This window comes from Caulobacter sp. DWR1-3-2b1 (assembly GCF_049895765.1).
GTDB lineage: Bacteria > Pseudomonadota > Alphaproteobacteria > Caulobacterales > Caulobacteraceae > Caulobacter.
This window is the reverse complement of sequence record NZ_JAFCSZ010000042.1, coordinates 1-23,034: the sequence shown is the minus strand read 5'-3', so window position 1 is coordinate 23,034 and position 23,034 is coordinate 1. Positions and strand designations below refer to the sequence as shown.

Sequence of the window (23,034 nt, the reverse complement as noted above, 5' to 3'; positions counted from 1 at the left end):
CCGGGGCTCAAGTGGCGCACGGCGCTCAGCGTGGCCTATGGCGCGGGCCTGCGGGCCGCGGAGGTCGTGGGCTTGAAGGTCGGCGACATCGACAGCCAGCGCAGGCGCATCCGGGTCGTTTAGGGCAAGGGACGGCGCGATCGTGACGCGCTGCTCTCGCCGCATCTGCTGGCCGCCCTGCGCAACTGGTGGAAGGTGGCGCGGCCGCCGGTGTGGCTGTTTCCCAACCGGCTGACCTCGTCAACGCGGTGACGCCGCGCTCGCTGAACCGCGCCTTCCACGCGGCGGTCAGGACGGCCGGGATCAACAAGCCAGTCTGCCTGCACACCCTACGCCACTGCCCAAAGTGCCAGGGGGCGGCGGCGCAGCGCTGGCTGGAGGCCCGCCAGGCCGAGCTGTTACCGCTGGCCTACTATCACGTGGTCTTCACCCTGCCGGCCCAGATCGGCGACATCGCCTTGCACAACAAGGCCGTGGTCTACGCAGCCCTGTTCAAGGCGGCGTCGGAGACGCTGCTGACCATCGCCGCCGATCCCAAGCACCTGGGCGCCCGTATCGGCCGGACCGCCGTCCTTCACACCTGGGGCTCGGCGCTCACCCACCATCCGCACGTCCATTGCATCGTTCCCGGCGGCGGCGACTGTTCCTGGAGAAGCTCGCCGCCGCCCACGCCGAGGGACGCCTGGCCTTCTTCGGCGACCTCGCCCGCCTGGCCGACCGCGCAGCCTTCGCCGCCCGCCTGGCCCCGCTGCGCCGCGCCGAGTGGGTGGTCTACGCCAAGCGGCCCTTCGCCGGACCCGAGTCCGTCCTGGCCTATCTGGCCCGCTACACCCACCGCGTCGCCATCTCCAGCAGCCGCCTGGTCGCCATGGACGACAGGGGTGTCACCTTCCGCTGGAAGGACTACCGCCAGGACGGACAGGCCCGCCGTAAGGAGATGACCCTGGCGCCCGGCGAGTTCATCCGCCGCTTCCTGATCCACGTCCTGCCCAGCGGATTCCACCGCATCCGCCACTACGGCCTTTTCGCCAACCCCGCCCGCGCCGCCAACCTGGTCAAGGCTAGCGCCCTGCTCCACGCGCCGCCGCCATCTCCGGTCGCCACCAACGCCGAGCCCCAGACCGACGCCAAGCCGCCGATCGCCTGCCCTTGCTGCGGCGGCCGCATGATCCTCGTCGAGATCTTCGAGCGCGCAGGCCCGCCACACAGCGCGCCGCTCAAATCCCCACAGGCTGCTACCGCCATCCCGCGGGTCAGACTTCGAGCTTTCTCAGACACCCGCCCTCGGGGTCAGCCCCGTCGCCGCGCCTGGCGGGCGTCCAAGAAACCTAAACAGGTGCAGAAGTTGATGCCGCTCCAGAAAGACAACCGTCAGGCCGGCGCCCAATCGGCAATGATTGCCGCCACCGAACACCGCCGGCGACGAGGCCAGGACCTTATTGTCCCCAATCATGCCTTCGCGCCTGCGTCGTAGATCACGGCGCGTCGGCCCGAGGCGCGCCAAACGATAACGCTGTATCCTTGTGGGCGTCGCCGGAGAAACCCTATCGGCGCAAGCGCGCGCAGCCAGGTTGAGAAGGATGCGGCCATTCGGTTGGCCCTCGCCTGCAGTTCCAGCATTCGCCGCGCGAATAAGCGCGCTTCCCCTGGTGTTCGATGCCAGCCACGCGGTCTTGGCTCATGATGCGGCGAGCCAAGGCCAAAAAGGCTTCGTCGATGATGATTGAGTGATCGAGTTACCGTCACATGATCGCTAGAGGGCCGGCGACCACCCCGTCCAGTTGCCGCCCGGCGAGGTCTGGGCGTTGGAATAGGTGACATTGTTGGCATCGACCACCCAGATCCGCACCATGCCGTCGTTCTGCTGGGCGGCGGCCACCGAGACCAGGTTGGGCGGCGAGGCGCCGTTCCAGACGCCCGACCAGGCCGACCAGGATCCGCCGGGCGTTTCCTGGAAGGTCGAGCGCAGCTGGCCGGAGGTGTCGATCCCCCACAGCTGGGCCCCGCGCGCACCGCCCTGCTGGGACGCGGCGACGGTGCGCAGCGGCGGCGGGTTGGACCAGCCGCCGGGCGACCAACCCGTCCAGTTGCCGCCCGGGGAGGCCTGGGCGTTGGAATAGAGCAAGTGGTTGGCGTCGACCACCCAGAGGCGGACCTTGCCGTCGTTCTGCTCGGCAGCGGCCAGGGAGACCAGACTGCCCGGCGAGGCGCCGTTCCAGACGCCCGACCAGGCCGACCAGGATCCGCCGGGCGTCTCCTGATAGGTCGAGCGCAGCTGGCCGGAGGTGTCGACGCCCCACAACTGGGCGCCGCGTGGCCCGCCCTGCTGCGACGCGGCGATGAGGCGCAGCGGCGGCGGATTGGACCAGCCGCCGGGCGACCAGCCCGTCCAGTTGCCGCCCGGCGCGGTCTGGGCGTTGGAATAGAGGACATTGCCGATGTCCACGGCCCAGAGCCGCACCTTGCCGTCGTTCTGCTGGGCGGCGGCCAGGGACCGCAGTTGACCCGGCGAGAGGCCATTCCAGACCTCCGACCACCCCGACCAGGGACCGCCGGCGCTGATCTGGAAGGTCGAGCGCAACTGGCCGGAGGTGTCGATCCCCCACAGCTGGGCGCCGCGCGGGCCGCCTTGCTGCGACGCGGCGATCGCGGCCAGGGGCGGCGCGCCGTTCCAGCCGTTGGACCCCACCTGGGCCGGAGCCGGTTCGACCGTCCAGTAGTCCCCTTCGGCGGCGATGGCGATCCATTCGGACTGCCACAACCGGGTGTCGCGCGTCAGGCGCTTGTCCTGGGCGTACAGGTTGGCGAGGTGGATCTGGTCGCCGAAGCGCAGGGGCTGGTCGGGGTTGGCCAGCTTCTGGACGATCCAAGTCTGCTTCTTGAGATTATCGCCGTCCAGGTACTCGTCGTAATAGTAGCAGTCGTGGGAGTCCGCCCAGTCGCCCAGGATGTTGTGCGCCCCGGAGGTCGACTCGCGCGACACTAGCAGGACCTGGCTGTTGTTGGCGATCTGGGCGGCCGGATCGGGCGCCGACGTCACGAAGGTCATCGGGGCCGGTTGGGCGCCGAGCGTCGGGAAGTAGGCGGCCACGCCCAGGTCGGCGCAGATTTCCGTCAGCGAGGTTGGGATCACCGACCCGCCGCCGGCGACTTTCATCGTGCAGTAGGCCGGGCTCAGATACTGGCCGTTCTGGTTCTTCAGGTTGAATGTGTCGCCGTAGTGAACCAGGTCGCCCGCTGCGCGCGGGGTGTCCAGGAAGGCCAGCGACGCGGCGTCCGAACGGGGCTGGTTCAGCGTCAGGACGCCGTCGAAGGTGGGCGCCGCGCTGGCCCGCGCGCCGAACTGCGCCACTAGGTCCTTGCGGCCGATCGCGTTCAGGGTGGTGGCGATGACAGAGGTGTGGTCGAAGGGCGTCTGGGTCGAGGACCGGAACACCGTGCCCTTCTGAACGTAGGGCGAGATCACGATCGTCGGCACCCTCGCGCCCAGGCGATCGAACTTGAAGCCGGCCGAATTCTTGTAGGGCGGCTGGCCGTTCGGCGCCCAGGGCGGCTGCACGGCGCCTGCCTGCATGTCGGCCGTCTGATGGTCGAACGAGCCGACGAACTCGTCGAAGGTGATCAGCAGGAGGGTCTTGTTCCAGGCCTCCCGGTTAGAGATCAGGCTGGTATAGACCTCCTTGACGAACTGCTCGCCCGCCAGGACGCTGCCGGGCGGGTGGTAGTCGTTGCCCAGCGCCGAAAACAAGTTCTCGTAGGTCGGGTTGTCGGTCGTGCTGTGGGCGATCGACCAGAACGGCTCGATATAGCTGAACTTCGGCAACTGGCCGGCGCGAGCCTTGCGGTGGAAGTCGTCCAGCTTCTGGAACTTCTGGGCGGCGTTGGGGACCTTGTCCTTGATCTGCGGGAACAGGCGCCAAGTGTAGCAGGAGTCCAGCTCGCCCGAGGTCAGATCCATCAGATATTTGACGTAGGGATCCAGCGCCACCAGCAGAGCGGCCACGGCGGCGGCCAGCAGGGGGCTGGCCACCAACAGCGCCAGCAGGGCGGTGCGGTATTCCAGGAGCGCCGAGATCTTCTGCGGCAGGTAGCTGGTCTGGTAGAACACGTTCCAGTCGACGCCGGCCGTCTGCAGGGCGTTGAAGATCGTCGGGGCGTCTACCCGGTCGTCGCCGATGGCCATGCCCAGGATCTTTTCCAGGGCCTTGGCCTGTGGGTCGGTCTCCAGGTCGCCGTTGTTGATCATCCCGTTGGAGGTGCCGCACATCAGGAACGAGCGATTGGGATTGGTCTGCGAGGGCACCGAGGCGTGCCAGGCGTCGCTGACGGCATAGTGCCGCGCCAGCTGATTCAGCACCGGCGCCTGGCCCTGGGTGAAGCTCTGCATGACCATCGGCGCCAGGCGGAGGATGTCGGCTTCGGCGACCTTGCGCTTCTGCAGGACCTCGACGAAATCCTCCAGCACGCCCTTCATCGTGACCGGTGCGCCTGGGGCGGGGCTGTTGGTCCCGTAGAACTGGGTCAGGACTTGGTCGAACTCTTCGCCAGGCGCGATGTCGGGGACACTGAAGCCCTGGACGCCGCGCGTGGGCTTGACGCTGAGCTTGCCGTTCAAGGCGGTGTTGACGAAGTCGTTCGGATTGATCGCCTGCAGCCCCCGGAAAGGCGCGCCGGTGGTCGTCGGGACGTAGGCTGCGGGCGAGTCCTTTTCGTAGAGCCACCCCAGCATACTGTCGAACGAGCGGTTCTCCAGCATGAGCACGACGATGTGTTCGATGTTCTGGATCGTCATGGCAATGCCCCCAGGTTGGCGTTCTCAAGACCGCTCAAGACGCGGCGGGAGGATGCTACCCTATAGAGAGTTATGTCAATATATCTACGATAAGGGGTATTTGTTGGTCGAGGGCGTTCGGCTTGGCGGACGGCGCGGTCGCCTTGACCCGGCACCCGGCCCGCGCGACACCCAGGCTCAGAGAATAGCTGGCCATTCTTCCTCGTCGGATCCGGTGGGCGCGAACACGCCTTGGCTTGGAAGATCGCCAGTCGCCCCTGTGCGCCGGCTGGTGGCCGCTGGTGGGTCTTGAATTAGCTCTGGAGGCCGGGTTGGCCGATCGTCTGAACGCCCTAAACGTTACTTCGGCGGCAGCGCCCAGGCGGCGCAGCTGGAGACCTCCAAGGCCTTCACTAAATATGGCCGATGTGCTGAGGCCTCCGACACGCAGCGGATCGGCCGTCGTCGCCGCACGAAGGTTCAGCCTTACTACCGAGTGAGCTGAAAGCTCGATCGGCTCTGAGGAGATCGCCAACCCGTCAAGCATTAGCGACCGACCGGCACGCGCCAATAGGGGCCCTTTGAGGTGGCGCCGGTTGTCCGTACATTTTGGCGGCTTGGCTAAGGTTGGTTCAGGTTCAGATTACGCCGCCAGTTTGTGCTCGAGGTTGGCCCTATCCGGGGCGAGCCCCGGATAGGGCGGCGCCTGGATTTGCCCATAGGCCTCGTCGGGGGTGGCCCCGGCAAGGGCCCAGTGGGGCCGGTTGGTGTTGTAGTAGCCGATCCACTTGGTCAGGCCGGCCCGCATCTCCGATCCGGTCTCGAAGGCGTGGATGTAGACGCACTCATATTTGAGGCTGCGCCAGAGCCGCTCGATGAAGACATTGTCCATCCAGCGGCCGCGGCCGTCCATGGAGACCCGCATGCCGGCGTCCTTCAGCACGTCGACGAAGCGAGGCGAGGTAAACTGGCTGCCCTGGTCGGTGTTGAAGATCTCTGGCGGCCCGTAACGGGCCAAGGCCTCCTCAAGGGCCTGGATGCAAAACTCGGCGTCCATGCTGTTGGAGAGCCGCCAGGACAGGACTTTCCTCCTCGCCCAGTCCATTACCGCCACCAGGTACAGGAAGCCCCGCCGCATCGGGATGTACGTGATGTCGGCGCACCAGACCTGATTGGGCTTGTCGATGGTCAGCCCGCGCAGCAGGTACTTGTAGGCCCGGTGTTCCGGGTGCGGGATCGTCATGCGCGGCTTCTGATAGATCGGCGCCAGGCCCATCCTGGCCATCAGCCTGCGCACCCGCATCCGGCCGACCATGTAGCCTTGGCGGCGTAGATGCCGGGCCATCTGGCGCGAGCCGTACCAGGGTGTCTCCGGAACGCCTCGTCGATCAGCCGCATCAGCGCCAGGTTCAGCGGGGTCTCGCCCGCCGGCTGATAGTAGAAAGCCGAGCGGCTGATCGACACCAGGGCGCACTGGCGCTGGATCGATAGCCGGGGATGCTCGGGCTCGATCATCTGTCGCCTCCGGTCCAGGCTCAACGACCGAAGGCCTTGGCTAAAAAATCCCGCTCCACACCAGCTGGCCGATCTTGGCGTGCAGCTTGTCGATCTCGCCCTCCCGGGCGCCCTCAATCGCCTCGGCCTTTTCGGAGAACACCCCGGAAAACCCCTCGATGGCCTGCTTGCGCCACGCCGCAATCATCGTCTGATCGACGCCGTGTTTCGTCGCCAGCTGAGACAGGGTCAGCTCCCCCTTCAACGCCTCCAACGCGACCTTGGCCTTGAAATCAGCCCAGTACCGCTTCCGCTTCCCAGTCATAAAGTCCGTCCTTCATCGAGGTCGAACCACCTTTGCCAACTGTCCGAATTTCCGGCGCCACCTCAGAGTCTATGCCGGATGAGAACCTTCCGCTCGCCACACCACGCCACCACATAATCACAAGACGGGTAGTGATCGACCATGCCGATGACCGTCGCAATCGCATCGTCGTCGTCGCTCAATTCGTGGGCTTCGAAGGCGGTAGAGGCGTGGTCATTACGGCATGGGTAGCCGTCCAGCTTCAGTTCTTCGAGTCAGCGCGCCGTGCTGGGCGGCTTGGGGCTCAGCGTCTGAACGTCCACTTCTGTTAGCGTGACGAACGCGGTGGTGTTTTCCTGCGGCGACACTTGCCTCAGAGTGGGTCTACCGACTCCGCGCCCTGCTTCCCGCGGGGGCTGGGGGGCGTAGGTAAGTCAGCAAGACTTGCCGCAAGATCGGCGTATCGGAACGGCTTCGTTAGCCTCGGAAGGTCGGGGGCGATGCCCTCTGCTTCCGCGTACCCTGAGATAATGAGCACCTGCATGTTTGGGTGGCTGCCCTGCAGCGCTCGCGCAAGCTCGGTCCCGGGCATGACGGGCATGAGGTGGTCGGTTACGAGCAGGTCGGGGCGAAGCCCCCGATCGACCAATCTTAGCGCTTCTTCCGCCGAGGCCGCCTCTACGACGGCATAGCCGAGCTCGATCAACATGTCCGCCGTGCTGAAGCGTACGTGGTCCTCGTCGTCAACGAGCAACACCGTGCCGGCGGCCTTCGGGATAGGCGACATATGGGCGGCAGACCCAGCCACACCGGGCGGCTCGGCGCATTGCGGGAGCCACAATTCGACGTTGGTCCCCACCCCTGGCGTACTATTGATCGTCAGCGCGCCGCCAAGTTGGGACGCGAGCCCGTGCACCATCGAAAGTCCCAGCCCGGTCCCCTTGCCGACGCCTTTGGTCGAGAAGAATGGCTCGACAGCGCGCTTGAGTGTCTCCTCGTCCATGCCCTCGCCGGTATCAGCGACCGACAGCTTTAAGTAACGCCCATGCGTCACGTTGGCCCGGTGCTGACGCCCGACGGTCTCGGCGTCTACCAAGATACGCAAGGTGCCGCCCTCCGGCATGGCGTCCCGCGCGTTAACAGCGAGGTTCAAAAGCGCCATTTCGAGTTGGTTCGGGTCGGCCTTCGCTGGCGGCAAGCCATCGGCCGCATCGACTACAATTTTGATCTGCGGACCTGTCGTGCTTGAGACAAGGTCTGCCATGCCTCGAACGAGCGCGGCCAGGTCGACACCGGTTGTCTGGAGTGGCTGGCGCCGCGCGAATGCGAGCAGTCGTTGGACCAAGGTCTTGGCGCGGTCGGCCGATTGGATCGCCCCTGCAATGAGGCGCTGTTCGCGTTCGCCGCCCACCCCTTTGCGCTGCAGCATGTCTAGTGAGCCGACAATGGGGGTGAGCAGGTTGTTGAAGTCGTGCGCGACGCCACCGGTCAGGCTGCCCATCGCCTCCATTTTCTGGCTTTGGCGAAGTTGCTCATGTGCAGCCTCCAACTGAGCCGTGCGCTCGGCGACCCGCTGCTCAAGCGTCTCATTGAGGGCGCGCGACACGGCGATCGCACGGTCGCGTTCTGCTTCAACCGCGCGACGTCCTTCCAGGTCGATAAGGACGCCCGGAAAGCTCAAAGGCGTACCGTCCGGCCCGTGATCTACGCGTCCGTTCGCCTCAATCCAGTAATATCGCCCATCGGCTCGGCGCACTCGATACTGACGGGCGTACGCACCACCTTTGATCGTCGCCGCTTCGATCGCCTCTGCCAAACCCGCCTTATCGTCAGGATGGACGGTCGCGAAGATGTCGGCGAGCGGTATCCCTTCTCTGCAACGAACAGAATCCAGCCCGAAAGCGCAAGCGAAAGGCTCGTCCGCTTTGAAGCAGTCGGTGGGTATGTCCCAGAACCAGGTTCCGATGATCGCACCAGCTGAAAGTGCGAGCTGCACACGCTGCGCGTCTACCCGCGCCACCGCCTCGCTCGCGCGCAACGCCGCGGCGGCGCGGCGTTCCTCGGTCACGTCGTTGGCGTTGTGGATGATGGCCTCGACTTGGCCATCCTCGCTGACCACCGCCGAGTTGATCGAGCTCCACCAGCGCTCCTCGAAGCTGCCATCTGGAGCCGCGACGTCATACTTCAAGCTTGGGAGTGTGTCCGATTGCCGAGTGGCGAGCACACGCTCCAGCGAGGCACGTAGGGTGCTCACACCTTTGATGGTTGGGTCGCCTGGGTTGTCGGGGAACGCCTCAAAAATACCACTTCCGAGTAGATCGCCGCGCTGACGTTTGGTGGCGGCGAGGTAGGCGTCGTTGACCTCTGCGATCGTAAAACGGGGCGCGTCGGGCTTAAGAATCAACAAGGGTGCGGGCGAGGCTTCGAACAGGCGCGTGAAGGCTTGGTCCGCATGGACCCGCGCCGTCACGTCGCTGTCCGCGCCGAACCACTCAACGATCTCGCCGGCGTTATCGAAAAGCGGAATTGCGCGCGAGAACGTCCAGCCTATCGTGCCGTCCGCGCGCCAAACGCGATACTCCAGTTCGAAGACGCCCTTGGTCCGGATCGCCCGTTCGATCGCCCCGAGGACGCGCGGCTGTTCGTCCGAAGGAACATAAGCTTCGATCCACTCGGCGGTGGGCTCTTTGGCATCGGCGATGAATCCCGCCCCATCGAGCCGGCGCAACTCGCACCAGTCCGGACTCATGCGGTAGACCGAAGCGGACCCTACAGTGGCCAAAGCGCGGAACCGAGCCTCACTTTCGCGTAGCTCCTGCTCCGCCGTGCGTCGTGCGATTGCCGCGCGAATGCGCTCGGCAAATTCGCGGACAAAGGCCACCTCCTCGTCGGCCCAAATGCGCGGCGTTGCCGAATGAACGAACATCTGTCCGACCGTACACCCTCCCTCCACCACCGGCATGTCGAGGTGGGCGCGGATGCCGAGCGCCTGGAAGGCGCCGGCGGATGCCGATGTGCGCGGGTCGGTTTCCACGTCAGTGTTCGCCACGGCTTCGCCTCGCCGCAGCTCGACGATGTAGGAGCCGTAGTCCGCGAACCGATGGACGCCGGCGAGGTCGTTAAAGCCGGGTGCGTACCAGTTCCGCTCAATGGCGATTGTGCCCGCGTCGGCGTTGACGGCGCCGTAGCCGACGCGCGCCGCGCCGAGCGCCACGCCCAATAGCTCGGACGCGGCGAACGAGAGGTCGGCGGTGTCCGCAACGTCGCGCAGGCGATCATCGAGCTGCAAGAGCGTTTCCCGGCGCCGTTCCGCGAGCGCGCGCTCAGTAGTCTCCGTCGCAGCAACGAAGATGCCGGCGATCTTCCCATCCTCGTCGCGCAGCGGCGTGTAGCTGAAGGTGAAGTAGCCAACGGGCACGCCGGGCCTTCCGGCGAGCGAGATCGGCAGGTCGGCGAAATGCTGCGCCTCGCCCGCCAACGTCTTCTCGACGATAGGGCGGAACTGCTCCTCGATCTCTGCCCACAGTTCGAAGAAAGGCAGGCCGATACAGGGATGCTTTGTGCCGACGATTGCCAGGTAGCCGTCGTTGTAGAGCGAGGTGAGCTCGGGTCCCCACGCAACGTAGATTGGCTGCGCAGCTCCGAGCATAAGCGATACTGCGGTTCGCAACGCCTGTGGCCAAGTCGAAGGATGGCTCAGCGGTGACGTCGACCAATCGTGCACGCGCAGCAGCGCGCCCATCTCGCCGCCGCCGGTCAGGAAAGCTTGGTTGTGCTCAGCTTTAGGCAACGCCGACACACCCTTCTCCCGCGTTCCGACTCTTCAAATCGGCAAATCAAACGATTGCAAGCAGAGCAAGCTGTAGACGACCGCGACCCACGCGTCACCGGCAACGTTTTTGGAAGCTTCAAGCGGACTTACGAGGGTCAGCCGTTAGTCGGAAACGGTCCTTCCGACGCCCCCTCGTCAACGTCCGCTTTCCACGGCAGGCTCAAATAGTGAACCGCTCCGGGTTTGCCGGAGGCCCCAACTCCTGAGAGTAAGGGGCTATCATGAGCAAGACGACGAACAAGTTTTCGCCTGCGGTTTGCGAGCGAGCGGCGCGGATGGTGCTGGATCACGAGCGGGATCGCGCCTCCCGCTGGGCGGCCGTGGTGTCGATAGCGGAGAAGATCGGCTGCGTGCCTCAGGCCCTTCACGAATGGGTCAAGAAGACGTAGGTCGATACCGGCAAGCGTGCCGGCGTGCCGGCGTGCCGGCGTGCCGGCGGATGTCGCCGAGAAGCTGAAGGCGCTGGAGCGAGAGAACCGCGAGTTGCGCCAGGCCAACGAGATTTTGCGCAAGGTATAAGCCTATTCTGCCCAGGCGGAGCTCGACCGCCCGTTCAAGCGATGATCGCCTTCATCGGTCCCGGATTTGATCCGGGATCACCGAGAGGCTCACGGGGTCGAGCCGATCTGCAAGGTTCTGCCGATCGCCCCGTCCACCTACCACGGGCGCGTCGCTCAGCAGCGCGATCCGGCCCGGCTGTCGGCTCGGGCGCGTCGGGATCAGGCGTTAAAGCCAGAGATCGCACGGGTGTTCGCCGAGAACTTCGCGGTCTGCGGCGTGCGCAAGGTCTGGCGGCAGATGAGGCGGGAGGGTTTGACCGTCGCCCGCTGCACGGTGGAGCGGCTGATGCGGGACATGGGCCTTCAGGGGGTGATCCGGGGCAAGCCGGTGCGCACAACCGTCAGCGACAAGGCCGCGCCGGCCGGCGCATCGGGCCGGCTTGATCCACCACAGCGACCGATTGAATCCGCCCAGTATGTCTCGATCAAGTACACCGAGCGTCTGGCGCAGGTCGAGATCGAGCCCTCTTTCGGCAGCGTCGGCGACAGCTATGACAACGCCTTGGCCGAGACCATCAACGGCCTGTACAAGGCCGAAGTCATCCATCGGCGTGGACCATGGCGAACCTTCGAGGCGGTCGAGTTCGCCACGCTGGAATGGGTCGACTGGTTCAACAACAGGCGGCTCTTGGAGCCCATCGGCAACATCCCGCCGGCGGAAGCCGAGGCCGCCTACTATGCCGCGCTCACCCAACAGGCTATGGCGGCGTGACTTAAATCAAACAGCCTCCGGCAAACCCGGAGCGGTTCACAACAGTCCGACGGGACCTTTGACCTCATCCAAAGCCACAAAGCGAAGTCAGAGGTCGATTTGATCCGACATCTCCAGCGCATCGTCCACTTCGATCCCTAGATAGTGCACGGTGCTTTCCAGTTTTCGATGGCCAAGCAGAAGTTGGCAGGTTCGAAGGTTGCCTGTTTTCTTGTAAATCAACGCCACCTCAGTTCTGCGCAGGCTGTGCGTGCCGTAGGCGCAGGGCTCCAGGTCGATCATCGCCACCCAGTGATTTACGAGCCGAGCATATTGTCGGGTCGTGATGTGCTCGCCTAGCGTCAGCCCCGTACAGGATGGTCTCGGTCACCCTCGTTCGGCCACCTGAAGTTCGTGTAGGTCATCATCACACTGAAATCGAGTGACTCAATTTGGCGCCACCAGCCGATGGGGATGAACAGGGCCTCGCCTGGGCCAATCACGACTTCGAGGGTGCGGACGGTCTTGCGCTTCGGGTAGGTCGAGGGATCGAGGCGCGGGTCGGCGAGGTTGCCGACGTCGCTGAATACGTGCCGGCTATTGTAGAGTTTTGGCGTTTCGGCCGGCGAGGCGAGGATCACCCGTTTTCGTCCGACAAGCTGCACAAGCAGGTTGTTGGTCAGGTCGTGGTGCAGCGGCGTAAAGGTTCCCTGTGACCCAATCCAGATCATGCCCGCAAGCTGACTTGCGGCACGGTCGAGGATCGTGTCGATTGAACCAAGGTCTGGCGCCAGCGGGGCCAAGGCCTGTGCATTAGCCCCCGCATTATAGGCGGTAAGGTGGGCGTCATTGCCCGCGCCCGAGACAGCTTGGTCGATGAATTGGTCGAACGGCATCCGCCGCTTGTGCGCACTCTTGTCCGGCTCGTAGCGGGCGTTGCTCTGCTGCGCGCCTTGGTATTCGATTTCCGCCCCGCCGATCAGGTCGCGTAGGTATCCAGGCGTCCACTTGCCAAGCGCCGGCCAGTCGTCAAAGGCATTACAGAGGACCACGGGCCGTCCGGGGGCGTAGAAATTGTCCAGAAATTGATCCGCCGTGAGGTGTTGGACGCGAAAGATGCCACTGGCGCGCACTGACAGCGCGCGCTGGCGCTCCTGGGTCTCGAACAGCCATTCGGACTTGGCGATCCGCCAGTCGCTCTCGACGGAAACGGGGGAATTCTGACCCGGGGGGCGATCCGGCGCCACGGCGGCGGATTTGGGCGATGGCAGCTGCCCGCCGGAAAACTCGCGCACATTCAGCCGCGCCTGATGATCGCTGATCGGACACCGCCCGTCGGGCATCAGCCCGCGATAATAGGATTTCTGCCATTTGTCGGCGGGCTTTTTGGGTGGGTTATCACGTGTATGCTGTTGGAACTCGTCGCGAGACCGTGACCATGCCTCGAAGGCGCTCTTGAGCTCTGGATCCTCATCGATGGGCACGATCCGTGGGGTGACGGATTGGATGACGTCGCGCTGGACGAGGAATATGTGGGCGATCGGCTCATCGCGCTCGAAGCGCACGCTGTGGTTAGGGCGGGTCAGGCGCCAGTTCATGGTGAAGGTGTAGGGCGCCCAATCGGTCTCGATGATGCCTGCGAGCGGCGCCACCCCGTCCTTGGCGACGTTAGGCGGGCCGCTGACGAAGAGGTTCCAGCCTGGCGGGGTGCGGAAAAGACCCTGGACATGGATAGTGAAGGAGCCGACCCCAAACAGGGCGACGGGCGCATCGTGGGCGGGTGTTCCCGGGTCTGGCCGCACGATGACGTCATCGACGGCGGGGCCGCCGTTCCATTCGACCCCGAAGCCGCAAGGGCTGAGAATCTCCCAGCCGTGGCTGTTCGCAATGTTCAAGGGCAGACAGCGATAGGGAAAGGATTCTGGGGCTTTATCCATCCACACGCGCTTGGCGGAGGCGGCCCGCAGGCGCGGCGCCCAGCCAGGGTACACGTAGCATTTCAGGTCCATCGAACCCTCAAACCCGCTGAGTGTAACTGACTGGCCGCCGCGGGGACCGCCACCTCCGGCCCCAAACCCGCCGTCACCTCCGAAACGCCGCCACGCCTGTCAGGCTCGTGGAAAAATCCGGGGCTGCGTGAAAGGCGTAGGCCAGCGCCGCGTTGCTAGCGCCCGTTCCTGCGAAGAAGCCCATGAAGGTGAAGATGCAGGCGGTGCAGGACCCGCCAACTGCCGTCCCTGACGCACTGGAAAAATACCCGTTTGTGAACACGCTGGGCGCCGCGATGCCGCCCGGCGACGACAGGACATAGCTGACGCCGTTATAGGTGGCGCCGAGTTCCAGGCCCATGCGTGCGGTGGCGAAATTCACCGCAATGGTTCCAGAGTTCAGCGTTCCAGGCGTGATGTCTCGTTGGTCGGTCGAGACAACTTTTGTTTGTCCCGCCAGCGAATAGGTCGCGGTCCCGGAGGTCGGGATTGTCGCGGTTGGAACGCCCCAGATGATCGGTGAACCTGCGTTCGCCGGTGTGGTTCCTGGGCTGGTCACGCCGCCATACTGTCCGCCCGCCCAGCGCGTCCAGCCAATGACGCCGTCAAGGCCGCCACTCTCGAAATTGCTCTGGGTGCCCCGGCCTTGCGGGCTATTGCCAGGACCAAACTGAATGCTCTCAAGGGCTCCACTGCTGCTGGAAACAATGGTGCTGTCGAGCGACAGTTGACTCGCCGCCGGATAGACGTAGGTCCGGAAAACCATTCCTGATCCTGACGGCGCCTGGGCGTTGCCATTCGGCGGTGTTGGAGTAGGCGTCGGCGTGGGGGTCGGCGTCGGAGTAGGCGTCGGGGTCGGGGTCGGAGTAGGCGTTGGTGTCGGCGTGGGTGTCGGAGTCGGTGTCGGGGTCGGTGTCGGCGTGGGTGTCGGAGTAGGCGTTGGTGTCGGTGTCGGCGTGGGTGTCGGAGTAGGCGTCGGCGTGGGTGTCGGAGTAGGCGTAGGCGTAGGCGTAGGCGTAGGCGTAGGCGTAGGCGTAGGCGTAGGCGTAGGCTTGCCCGGCCCGTAGGCTTCGACAAGGGCCGCGATTTGTTGCGGCGCCAGGAGGAAGCCGATGGTCCCCGCCAGGGCTTCTATGTCGGTGGCTACCTCGCCAACGCTGCGGCCGAGCGGTAGGGTGGCGAGGGCGGGATTGCTCTCGATCACCCCGTTCATGACGGCGTAATCCGGTAGCGAAAAGGCGCCGGCGGTCGGGGTTTGTTGCGCACCTGCGGCGAACAACGCTGTGGGCGCGGCCCCGGCGACACTCTGCAGTGCCTGACCGGATGCAAAGCTACCGCTGCCGATCTGGGCCGTACCGGACATGACCGTGCCGGTATAGCCTGCGCCAGTCGCGTTAAAGCCCGCAGCGCCGGTTAGCACAATGGACTGGCCGCCGACGCTGAAGCGGGCGGGGGCGCCGCCGGCCGCCACTCCGGTTACACCGCCGCGACGGATGTCGATGAGGCCGCCTGCGCCCACCGTGAACTCCGCAGGGCCGACGATGGAGAGGGTTCCACCGCCGTCGAGGTTGATCTGAACCACACCGCCCGGCGTGGCGATCACCTGGCCTGGCGTGAGTTCACCGGTGGGCCGTTGGCCGTTCTGGGCGGCCGCGTCAGACGCGAACAACACGCTGTTCGCCGCCTGGGCCGAATTGCACAGGGCGAGGGTGGAGACCCCAGCCAGGATCAAGGTGTGAAGGGCGGATTGTTTCAGGCGAGCCATGGTCATGATCCTCAGAATTCAGCCCGCACGGAAACCGAGGCGGTGACGCGGTCGTACTCGTAGAGGGCAATATTGCTGTTGTTCTTCGTATAGGTGAGCTGCGGCCTGAGCGTCAGTTTGGCTCTGCCGGCGGCTGCGAGCGGAATGCGTAGGCCAAAGGAGGCGTCAATCTGGCCGTCGTCTCGACGGACCAGAAAAAGCGGATCGGCGGCGCCATAGTTTCGAATCTCGCCCGACACCGTCGAGACTGCGGTCACCTCGCGCCATATCGGATATTCGAGGGCGAGCGAGACGCCGCCGAAGTCGTTCGCGAAGTGGCGGCCCGCAGGGTTAGCGACCCGTTCGCCGCCGTATTGGAGCGCGATCACGCCGGTCCGGGAGGCAAAGGTCAAGCCGACCGCCAACCGCTCGCCGTCGCGCAGTGCGTCGCCTGGATATCGAAGATCGAAATACTGGACGGAGGCCGACAGCGCGCCGCCGTGAAAGGCCGTCGTGTACTGCGCCGTCCCGCCGACGGAGGTGCGATACTGCTCTGTATCCAGCCAGAACCCCAGCGCTTGAACGGACAGCGATCCGACGGATCTATCAGCAAAGCTGTGCGCCCAGCCGGCCGTGCCGGTCAGCGTCCCGGTGTCGAAGACACTGGTGTCCGAATTCATCTTCGCGCTGCCGAGCAGGCTGCCGAAGACGCGGTTCTGGCGGTCGAAGCCGTGCTGGACGCTGATGCCGCCGACCAGTTGCCCGTAGACGTCGTCGGCTTCTGTCGCGCTTCCGCTGAGTGTCGCGGGGCCAAGGCCGGCAAATAGCGGGATTACCAGGGAAGTCTCAGCGGTCGCGGTGTTGATGTTGCTGTCATAGCCAACGCCGGCTTCGAAATAACCTGTGAGGCTGCTCCCCCCCCCAGCGATGTTGCGATCAAGCGAGCTGATGATCGAGGTTACGCGCTGGCGAACCGGATCGGGAATGGTTGGATCGCCAACGACGGTGTCAAACTCGCGCCGCGCTGTGTCGACATCGCCGGCCATGGCATAGGCGCGCGCCAGTTCGGCCCGGGCTCTGCCGTTGCCGGGCTGGCGCGCCAGCACCCGCTGAAACGCAAGGATCGCCTCTGCCGGCCTGCCCGAATCCGCCGCGGCCAGGCCGAGCGCGTAGTCAAAGTCGGGATCGCCCGCGCGGCTCTTCGTTAGGGGGGCCAGGAGTTTGTACGCTTCGGCGGGTCGTCCGTCCTGAGTCAGGGCGACCGCCTGACTCGGGACACTATCTATAGCCGTCGACAGCGCCGGTGATTGAGCCTGTGCGAGGCCCGGCATCCCGGCGGCTAGGGCCAGACTGATCAACGGCCACACCGGCGCCAAGCGCCCCTTATGCTTCTTGTACGACTTCACCAGCTTCCCCTTTTCGATAGGGTGCTTTGCCATGACCTGAGAGGTCCAAACATACCCTCTTCAGGGGGGTGGCGGGCGCCGGATGCCCTCAGGTCAGGCCTCGACGGGCGGCCTCGGTGGCGGCTTCCGCCCGGGAGCAGATGTCGAGTTTCCGGTAGATGGCCTTGACGTGCCCCGACACGGTCAGGCCGGAAATCTCCAGCGCCCGGCCTGTCTCCGTCACGGTCAACCCGCGTCCGATCATGCGCAGGACGTCCACCTCGCGCGGCGTAAGGTCGGCTCGGGGCGCATCTGTGGAATTTCCGGTCACGAGACGGGCGTGTTGTCGGAAGAGAGACAGCACTTGGTCGGCCCTGGCGGAAGACTCAAGACCGCGCCGCCGGAATGGCGGGTGGCGTTGGTGACTAACTCCCGAATTGCCGAGCTCACATTCTTCGCGAACGCATAGTCCAGTTGGGGATCGACGGGGAATGGCTCGGCCGGCCAGTGCAAAGTCAGACCCACAGCGGCTACCCGTTCGGCGCTTTCCTGTGGCAGGGAGGCCAGGCAGGCGACCAGAGCCATACGCTCCCCGATCAGCCCGCCTATGATCAGGCGCATGTCGGCAAGAGCTGCGCGGACCGCGCCGGTGTCGCTGCGGTGCAGGCTGGACAACAGGCGTGCGGCGACATCGTCATGCAGACCGCGCGCGATACGCTCACGTTCTTCCCGAACGCCGCGATCGTAAGCGTCGCGATCCTCATCTACTGCGGCGCAAAGAGGGGCGAATTCCTGAGCAACCCGCAGGTCGTCGCGGCCGAACAGGCTGCGCCCGCCGCAGCTCGGCAAAAACCCCCGGCAGGTAGTTAGAGCTTCGCTTTGGGGCTAACGTCGGCGGTCCGCCGACAAGGCGACCTTCCGAAGGTCCGAGAAAGTCAGGAATTGCCGTTCGCGAGATCCACGTCGCTAGGGCCTTGGCGCTGCCAAAAAGCGGACGTTGCCAAGGTCAGAGAAGAGTCAGGAATTGCCGAGACGCTCTGCCGATTCATCCAAAACCTCTGTCCGCAATAACCGTCCGGAGGATAGCCGCCGCGACAGCGCCTCAAGAAATCCCGCGTAGCGTTCCTGGCCTTTCGCGTTTTGTGCCTTCTGGTCCCCAGCGCCCAAGCTCGGCGTGGCCGTCAGCCAAGCCTTCACGAACAGGGCGATGGCCTCGTTCGAAATCGTGACATCCCGTTCGAGACGATTCAAGTCCCTGCCGATGCGATCCAGGCGCCGAACCACGGCGGCCTCCGCCGCCTCATCACCGTCGGGCGACAAATAGGCGGCGACGGCTGCCTGCATGATCTCGGACTTCGACCGCTTCATGCGCAGCGCCGCGGCGTCCAGGGCCAGTGAAAGATCGCGCGACAGGAAGACTTTGGTCTGGACCTTCATGGCGCCCTCACAACGGAATGCCGTCATCGGGGTCGAGTGCCGCCACGCGGGCCGCGGCCCTGAACCGTCGGGCCTGTTCTGCCTGCAGGGACTCGTCGGCGTCCACTTCCAGCTCCAGCCAAGCCTCAGGCGCGATGGGCGGCGGCGGCGGCGTCCCGACAGGTGCTTCAAACTCAGGTTCGATTCGATGCCCGCCCTCGTCGGCGAGCTCGCCAGGTCTGCCCTGCGGAGCGGTCCCGGCGCCGATCACCGAGGACCATTCCGACGGCGTGTCGGGCGACAAGGGTGGCAGTTTACTCTGTGGGTCCGCCACGCGGCCAGCCAGCTCCCTATCCATGTAGTAGCGGACCTTGGTCGCGCGGATGGGCGGCACGCCGGACACTTGCACCAGCGCCTCGTCCGCCGGAAGCTGCATGACCACGGCCGATGGCTTGGGGACGGCCGAGATCATGCGCGAGGCAGGGGTCAGCAAGACCGCCGTCTGGCGCTGGCAGGCGCGGTTCATGGAGGCCAGGGTCGAAGGCCTGCTGCGCGACAAGACGCGGCCCCCGGGCACGCCGCGCCTTGGCGACGAGGTGGCTCATCGGGCGGTGGCCCTGACCTTGGGCGAGCCGCCCGGCGAGACCACCCATTGGACCGGCCGAGTGATGGCCAAGGTGGCGGGCGTGGGCCTGACCTCGGTGCAGCGGATCTGGTAAGCCCATGGCCTGGCCCCGCATCGCATCCGCACCTTCAAGCTGTCCAATGATCCCAAGTTCGCCGCCAAGGTTCGCGACATCGTCGGTCTCCATGTCGATCCCCCCGCCCACGCCGTGGTGCTCAGCGTCGATGAGAAGTCGCAGATCCAGGCCCTGGACCGAACCCAGCCGGGGCTGCCGATGAAGAAGGGCCGGGCCGGAACCATGACCCACGATTACAAGCGCCATGGCACGACCACCCTGTTCGCCGCCTTCGACGTGCTCGAAGGCAAGGTCATCGGTCGCTGCATGCAGCGCCACCGGCATCAGGAGTTCATCCGCTTTCTCAACGCCGTCGAGCGCGAGGTTCAAGCTGGCAAGGCGATCCACGCCATCCTCGACAACTACGCCACCCACAAGCATCCCAAGGTGGTCGCGTGGCTGGGGCGCCATCCGCGCTGGACCTTCCACTTCACCCCCACCTCGGCCAGTTGGCTCAACGCCGTCGAGGGTTTCTTCGCGGTCCTCGCCAAGCGCCGCCTCAAGCGCGGAGTCTTCAAGGGCGTCGTCGATCTCCAGGCCGCCATCAACCGCTTCGTCGTTGATCACAACCAGCAGCCAAAGCCATTCGTCTGGACCGCCGACCCCAACAAGACCATCGCCGCCGCCGCCCGTGGGCACCAAACGTTGGAATCAATCCACTAGGACGATGGCTAGCGGCGACAAGCTAGTGGTGAGATTCAGTCGCTTGGAACCCGCCTAAATCCTTCTCGGGAAAGGGATCGAGCGATTTCCAGAGGGACTCAAGCGTCGCGTCCTATCCACTAGGGCGTCGGACGGACCGATCCAATCGTTCCGTCGCGATTGGATTGCAGGTGGTGCGTGACGCGCCTTGTCAATTGAGTGAGCTCAACGAGCTACTGACTGGATCAGGCTCCAGCGCAGTCCAAGATCCAGTTGCGGCTTCAACATCACTACTGTATCGAACCACCCTCTTCGCCAACGCCTTCTTGCGTTGACCCCGGATGGCCCGGTGGCGGAGTGGTTACGCAGCGGATTGCAAATCCGTGCACCCCGGTTCGATTCCGGGCGATGGTGTCTTTCGGAAAGCACGAACCGCCATAGCCGGGTCCGGCATTGAGGAACTTGCCGCCGATGCGTTTGTCCAGGCCGATACCCTTGGCCACCTGCTGAACGTCGGCCCCGACTTTTTCGCAGAGGTCGGCCATCTCGTTGATGAAGGTGATCTTCATCGCGAGGAACGCGTTGGCCGCGTACTTGATCAGTTCGCTGGTGCGACGGCCGGTGAAGACGATCGGCGTCTCGTTCAGGCTCAGCGGCCGATAGAGCTCGCGCATCACCGCCTAGGCGCGCTCGTCCTCGGTGCCGACCACGACGCGGTCGGGACGCTTGAAGTCCTCGATGGCCGCCCCTTCGCGCAGGAACTCGGGGTTGGAGACCACCGCGAACTGGGCGTCAGGCCGCACGCGCTTTATGATTGCCTCGACTTCGTCGCCGGTGCCGACCGGCACGGTCGACTTGGTGACGATCACCGTGAAGCCGTCGATCAGGCCGGCGATTTCTTCGGCGGCGGCGTAGACGTAGGACAGGTCCGCATGGCCGTCGCCGCGACGGGTGGGCGTTCCCACGGCGATGAACACCGCGTCGGCGTTCTTGATCGCCTCAGCGCCTTCTAGCGTGAAGAACAGCCGGCCCTCGCGGACGTTGCGGGCGACAAGGTCGTCCAGACCGGGCTCGAAGATCGGGATCTCGCCCTTCTCAAGCCGCTCGATCTTGCTGGGATCCTTGTCGATGCACGTCACCACGTGACCGAAGTCGGCGAAACACGCCCCAGACACCAGGCCCACATAACCCGTGCCAATCATCGCTACGCGCATAAATCCCCCACAGGTGCGCTCCCGCCCAATAGATGCGGGACAAAACAGTCAGCGGGTAGTCGCGCACTCTCAGAGTTAATGCAACATTGAAGGATGCTTAACGGCGGAAGGAGCACACGCGGTTTTCCGCGATGCTCAATTCATCAGCGCTTTTTCACACAACACTCACAATCGAGTTTTGTTCGAAGGTGGGCTGAAGGAGTGATGCTTTCCAAAGTGCTTCCTCAGTCAGTGACTTCTGCCTTGGCTGCGCTATTCATTGTATGAGTAGGGAGGGCTCGCTTCGGTGCGAGCTTTTCCTCGGACTGCGTACCGCGTCGCATGCGACGCCAAGCCGTCCCTGGAAGTCCCGGAATAGTCCAGAAAGCGCCAGGATTGCGGTAGAATTATCTAAAAAGATCAATTATTTCAATTACTTACATGCTTCATTCCTAATGCGAAGGTCAGGGGTTCGAGTCCCTTCCGGGCGGTCAATTAAACCGCAAAGCACTGCTCTATCGCGTAACCTTGCCATAGGCGTTGATCGCGGCCGCCATTTCGGGACTGGCCTCCACGGTCGCGGGCGCTTCTACTGCGGAGCTTCCAGCAAGACGCGCCTGCGCTTCGGCGGAGAGCGTGATCGTGTCGCGAGGTGAACTCGACGCCGCCTGGACCTTGTCAAGGTCGGCCTGAAGCCGGGCGCGAAAGTCGGCGACCGAGCTAGGGCCGCTGCCATCCTGAATGCCGACCCGCAGCGAGCCTATGATCGCTTGGTCTGTTTCCGACAGCCCATCGAAAGCGTCGAGGGCCTGTCGCTGCGGCGCTGGTGGAACAGCGTCCGCCCCCGCCCAGGCCGCGCGGGTGAAAGTGTTGAGCGCAGACTGGATCGTCTTTGCAAAGGGTGACTCTGTCAGCGCCTGTGTCAGGCTCAAGCGCTCGCCGTGTGCCGCTACGTGCCAACGGTTAGCCAGGGCGTGGTAGGCGCCAAGTTGCTGGTCGAGGCCGACATAGCCGCTCGTGTCGTTCATCGCAGCGGCCGCCGCCGCCACGCCGCCGGGGTAGGCGATTGTGGACTGAGCGGGGTCCGAGCCTGGAATCTGCGATATCAGCATCCTGCAGACAAGCCTCTCAGGCGACGATGAAGGCCGAGTGAAGGAGCGCTGCCGTTGGCGCTCCGAGCCCAACACCTTTGGCCTGCGGCGCCGGATGGCGACACGGCCCCGAAGGCTGTCGAATGGAGTGGGTCATCTTGGGGGATCGGGCGCTTCGACGTCTCTAGCCGCCGATCAACCAATCTCCGCTCAGGGCGGAGATATTCACCCCCGCCAAGATGATCTGGTCTCCGCCGCCCAGGTCGATGATGGCGTCTGTTCCGCTCTGATAGACGCTGTGGATCTGGCCAACGTCCAACTGGATGCGGTCGCCTTGGGCGCGGTTGAAATCGGTGACCAGATCCAGGCCAGCGCCCGCGAAGCTGTAGAAGATGTCGCTGCCCGCGCCGCCCGTGATGTTGTCGCCGCCGCGGTCGCCCGACAGCCAGTCGTCGCCGGCGTCTCCCGACAACACATCGTCGCCCTGCCCGCCGCGGACGATATCGGCGCCTGCGCCCCCATAGACGACGTCATTGCCGATATTGCCGTAGACGAAGTCGTCGCCGTCGTCGCCAAACACCTGGTCGGCGCTCTTCCCGCCATGCACCCAATCTGCCCCCGCCCCGCCACGGACGGTATCGTTGCCGCTGTTTCCGTTGATCCGATCGAAACCATCGCCCCCGGTGATCAAGTCATTGCCATCATTGCCATCGAGACGATCATCGCCAGCCAGGCCGTCGAGGCTGTCGTCCATCTGCCCTCCGAGAAGCGTGTCGGCGCCTATGCCGCCTACCAGAACCGAAGGGGCCAGATTGGACCCCTGCAGATTGACGACCGTCGGCGTCAATGTTGCGGGCGGGGTCGAAATGATCGGCGCCGCCGTTACCGGAAGCGACGGGGCAACCGGGGCCTGGACCGGGGGCACCGTCGGCGCCGGGCTTGATCCAAACAACTGACCCGCTGTCAGGCCATGGGGGGAGACGCCGTCGAGGGTGACGACCGTCGCGGCCCAGGGGTTGCCCGCGCCTTTGCCGTCGATGTCGAAGAGCAGCTTGGAGCCGCCGTGGCCGTCCGAGACGATGCTGAGGTAGCCGTCGGCGACGAGGTTGGAGCCCGTATAGCCGCTGGCGGCGATCAGGCCGGAGAAGTCCAGCTTGTCGACGCCGACGGTGAAGTCGGTGAT

Annotated in this window: 12 protein-coding genes, 7 pseudogenes and 1 other annotated feature; of the genes and pseudogenes, 6 read left to right on the top strand and 13 right to left on the bottom strand. The window is 64.8% G+C overall.

The annotated features are described in order from the left end of the window. Both ACP69S_RS20685 and ACP69S_RS20680 read left to right on the top strand, forming a co-directional pair. Window positions 1-123, top strand: a 123-nt coding sequence (locus ACP69S_RS20685; RefSeq protein WP_426000458.1) for a tyrosine-type recombinase/integrase, incomplete at its 5' end; no start/stop codon positions are given. A 209-nt stretch (window positions 124-332) separates the two neighbouring features. Next, window positions 333-1,216 (top strand): annotated as a pseudogene (locus ACP69S_RS20680) (IS91 family transposase); the annotation flags it as partial. A 537-nt stretch (window positions 1,217-1,753) separates the two neighbouring features. Here ACP69S_RS20680 and ACP69S_RS20675 read toward each other — a convergent pair. Continuing rightward, window positions 1,754-4,792 (bottom strand): alkaline phosphatase family protein, encoded by a 3,039-nt coding sequence (locus ACP69S_RS20675; RefSeq protein ID WP_426000456.1) that lies wholly within the window; start codon window positions 4,790-4,792, stop codon window positions 1,754-1,756. Window positions 4,793-5,023: 231 nt separating this feature from the next. On the opposite strand from ACP69S_RS20675, the pseudogene ACP69S_RS20670 reads away from it, so the two are divergent. Further along, window positions 5,024-5,189 (top strand): annotated as a pseudogene (locus ACP69S_RS20670) (phosphoribosylamine--glycine ligase); the annotation flags it as partial. A gap of 225 nt (window positions 5,190-5,414) precedes the next feature. Here the strand turns inward: ACP69S_RS20670 and ACP69S_RS20665 are convergent. Both ACP69S_RS20665 and ACP69S_RS20660 read right to left on the bottom strand, forming a co-directional pair. After that, window positions 5,415-6,590 (bottom strand): annotated as a pseudogene (locus ACP69S_RS20665) (IS3 family transposase). A gap of 352 nt (window positions 6,591-6,942) precedes the next feature. After that, the gene (locus ACP69S_RS20660) at window positions 6,943-10,368 is read right to left on the bottom strand and encodes a PAS domain-containing protein (protein ID WP_426000454.1); all 3,426 of its coding nucleotides are present in this window, start codon (window positions 10,366-10,368) and stop codon (window positions 6,943-6,945) included. A 254-nt stretch (window positions 10,369-10,622) separates the two neighbouring features. Here ACP69S_RS20660 and ACP69S_RS20655 point away from each other — a divergent pair. Beyond that, window positions 10,623-11,673, top strand: a pseudogene (locus ACP69S_RS20655) (transposase). Next, window positions 10,920-11,052, top strand: a sequence feature (AL1L pseudoknot). (Overlaps the previous pseudogene by 133 nt.) Window positions 11,674-11,760: 87 nt before the next feature. Here ACP69S_RS20655 and ACP69S_RS20650 read toward each other — a convergent pair. From ACP69S_RS20650 to ACP69S_RS20630, 5 genes and pseudogenes are all read right to left on the bottom strand, one after another. Further along, window positions 11,761-12,009, bottom strand: a pseudogene (locus ACP69S_RS20650) (tyrosine-type recombinase/integrase); the annotation flags it as partial. A 5-nt stretch (window positions 12,010-12,014) separates the two neighbouring features. Beyond that, on the bottom strand, window positions 12,015-13,661 hold the full coding sequence (locus ACP69S_RS20645) for a DUF6065 family protein (protein ID WP_426000452.1): 1,647 nt from the start codon (window positions 13,659-13,661) through the stop codon (window positions 12,015-12,017). A 73-nt stretch (window positions 13,662-13,734) separates the two neighbouring features. Continuing rightward, window positions 13,735-15,405 carry a hypothetical protein gene (locus ACP69S_RS20640; protein WP_426000450.1) on the bottom strand — a complete coding sequence of 557 codons (1,671 nt, stop codon included), beginning with the start codon at window positions 15,403-15,405 and terminating at the stop codon, window positions 13,735-13,737. Between the two features lie 11 nt (window positions 15,406-15,416). Continuing rightward, window positions 15,417-16,790, bottom strand: coding sequence for a tetratricopeptide repeat protein (locus ACP69S_RS20635; protein WP_426000448.1), 1,374 nt, complete (start codon window positions 16,788-16,790; stop codon window positions 15,417-15,419). Window positions 16,791-16,878: 88 nt separating this feature from the next. Continuing rightward, a complete protein-coding gene (locus ACP69S_RS20630) occupies window positions 16,879-17,100 on the bottom strand; it encodes a response regulator transcription factor (RefSeq protein WP_426000446.1) in 222 nt (73 codons plus the stop codon). 176 nt (window positions 17,101-17,276) lie between these two features. On the opposite strand from ACP69S_RS20630, the gene ACP69S_RS20625 reads away from it, so the two are divergent. Beyond that, window positions 17,277-17,639: a hypothetical protein gene (locus tag ACP69S_RS20625; RefSeq protein WP_426000444.1), complete on the top strand. Its 363-nt coding sequence runs from the start codon at window positions 17,277-17,279 to the stop codon at window positions 17,637-17,639. Between the two features lie 147 nt (window positions 17,640-17,786). Here the strand turns inward: ACP69S_RS20625 and ACP69S_RS20620 are convergent, their stop codons facing one another. Both ACP69S_RS20620 and ACP69S_RS20615 read right to left on the bottom strand, forming a co-directional pair. Then, entirely contained in the window at window positions 17,787-18,206 is a 420-nt protein-coding gene (locus ACP69S_RS20620) for a CopG family transcriptional regulator (RefSeq protein WP_426000442.1), read from the bottom strand. 7 nt (window positions 18,207-18,213) lie between these two features. Beyond that, complete coding sequence (locus ACP69S_RS20615; protein WP_426000441.1) at window positions 18,214-18,594, bottom strand: hypothetical protein; 381 nt, start codon at window positions 18,592-18,594, stop codon at window positions 18,214-18,216. 31 nt (window positions 18,595-18,625) lie between these two features. Between ACP69S_RS20615 and ACP69S_RS20610 the strand changes: the two are divergent. After that, window positions 18,626-19,588, top strand: a pseudogene (locus ACP69S_RS20610) (IS630 family transposase); the annotation flags it as partial. A 335-nt stretch (window positions 19,589-19,923) separates the two neighbouring features. Here the strand turns inward: ACP69S_RS20610 and ACP69S_RS20605 are convergent. The 3 genes and pseudogenes from ACP69S_RS20605 to ACP69S_RS20595 form a co-directional block, all read right to left on the bottom strand. Further along, window positions 19,924-20,781, bottom strand: a pseudogene (locus tag ACP69S_RS20605) (UDP-glucose dehydrogenase family protein); the annotation flags it as partial. Between the two features lie 494 nt (window positions 20,782-21,275). Continuing rightward, the gene (locus ACP69S_RS20600) at window positions 21,276-21,809 is read right to left on the bottom strand and encodes a hypothetical protein (protein WP_426000439.1); all 534 of its coding nucleotides are present in this window, start codon (window positions 21,807-21,809) and stop codon (window positions 21,276-21,278) included. A gap of 226 nt (window positions 21,810-22,035) precedes the next feature. Continuing rightward, window positions 22,036-23,034 (bottom strand): type I secretion C-terminal target domain-containing protein (locus ACP69S_RS20595; protein WP_426000437.1); only part of this gene is annotated, 999 nt, incomplete at its 5' end.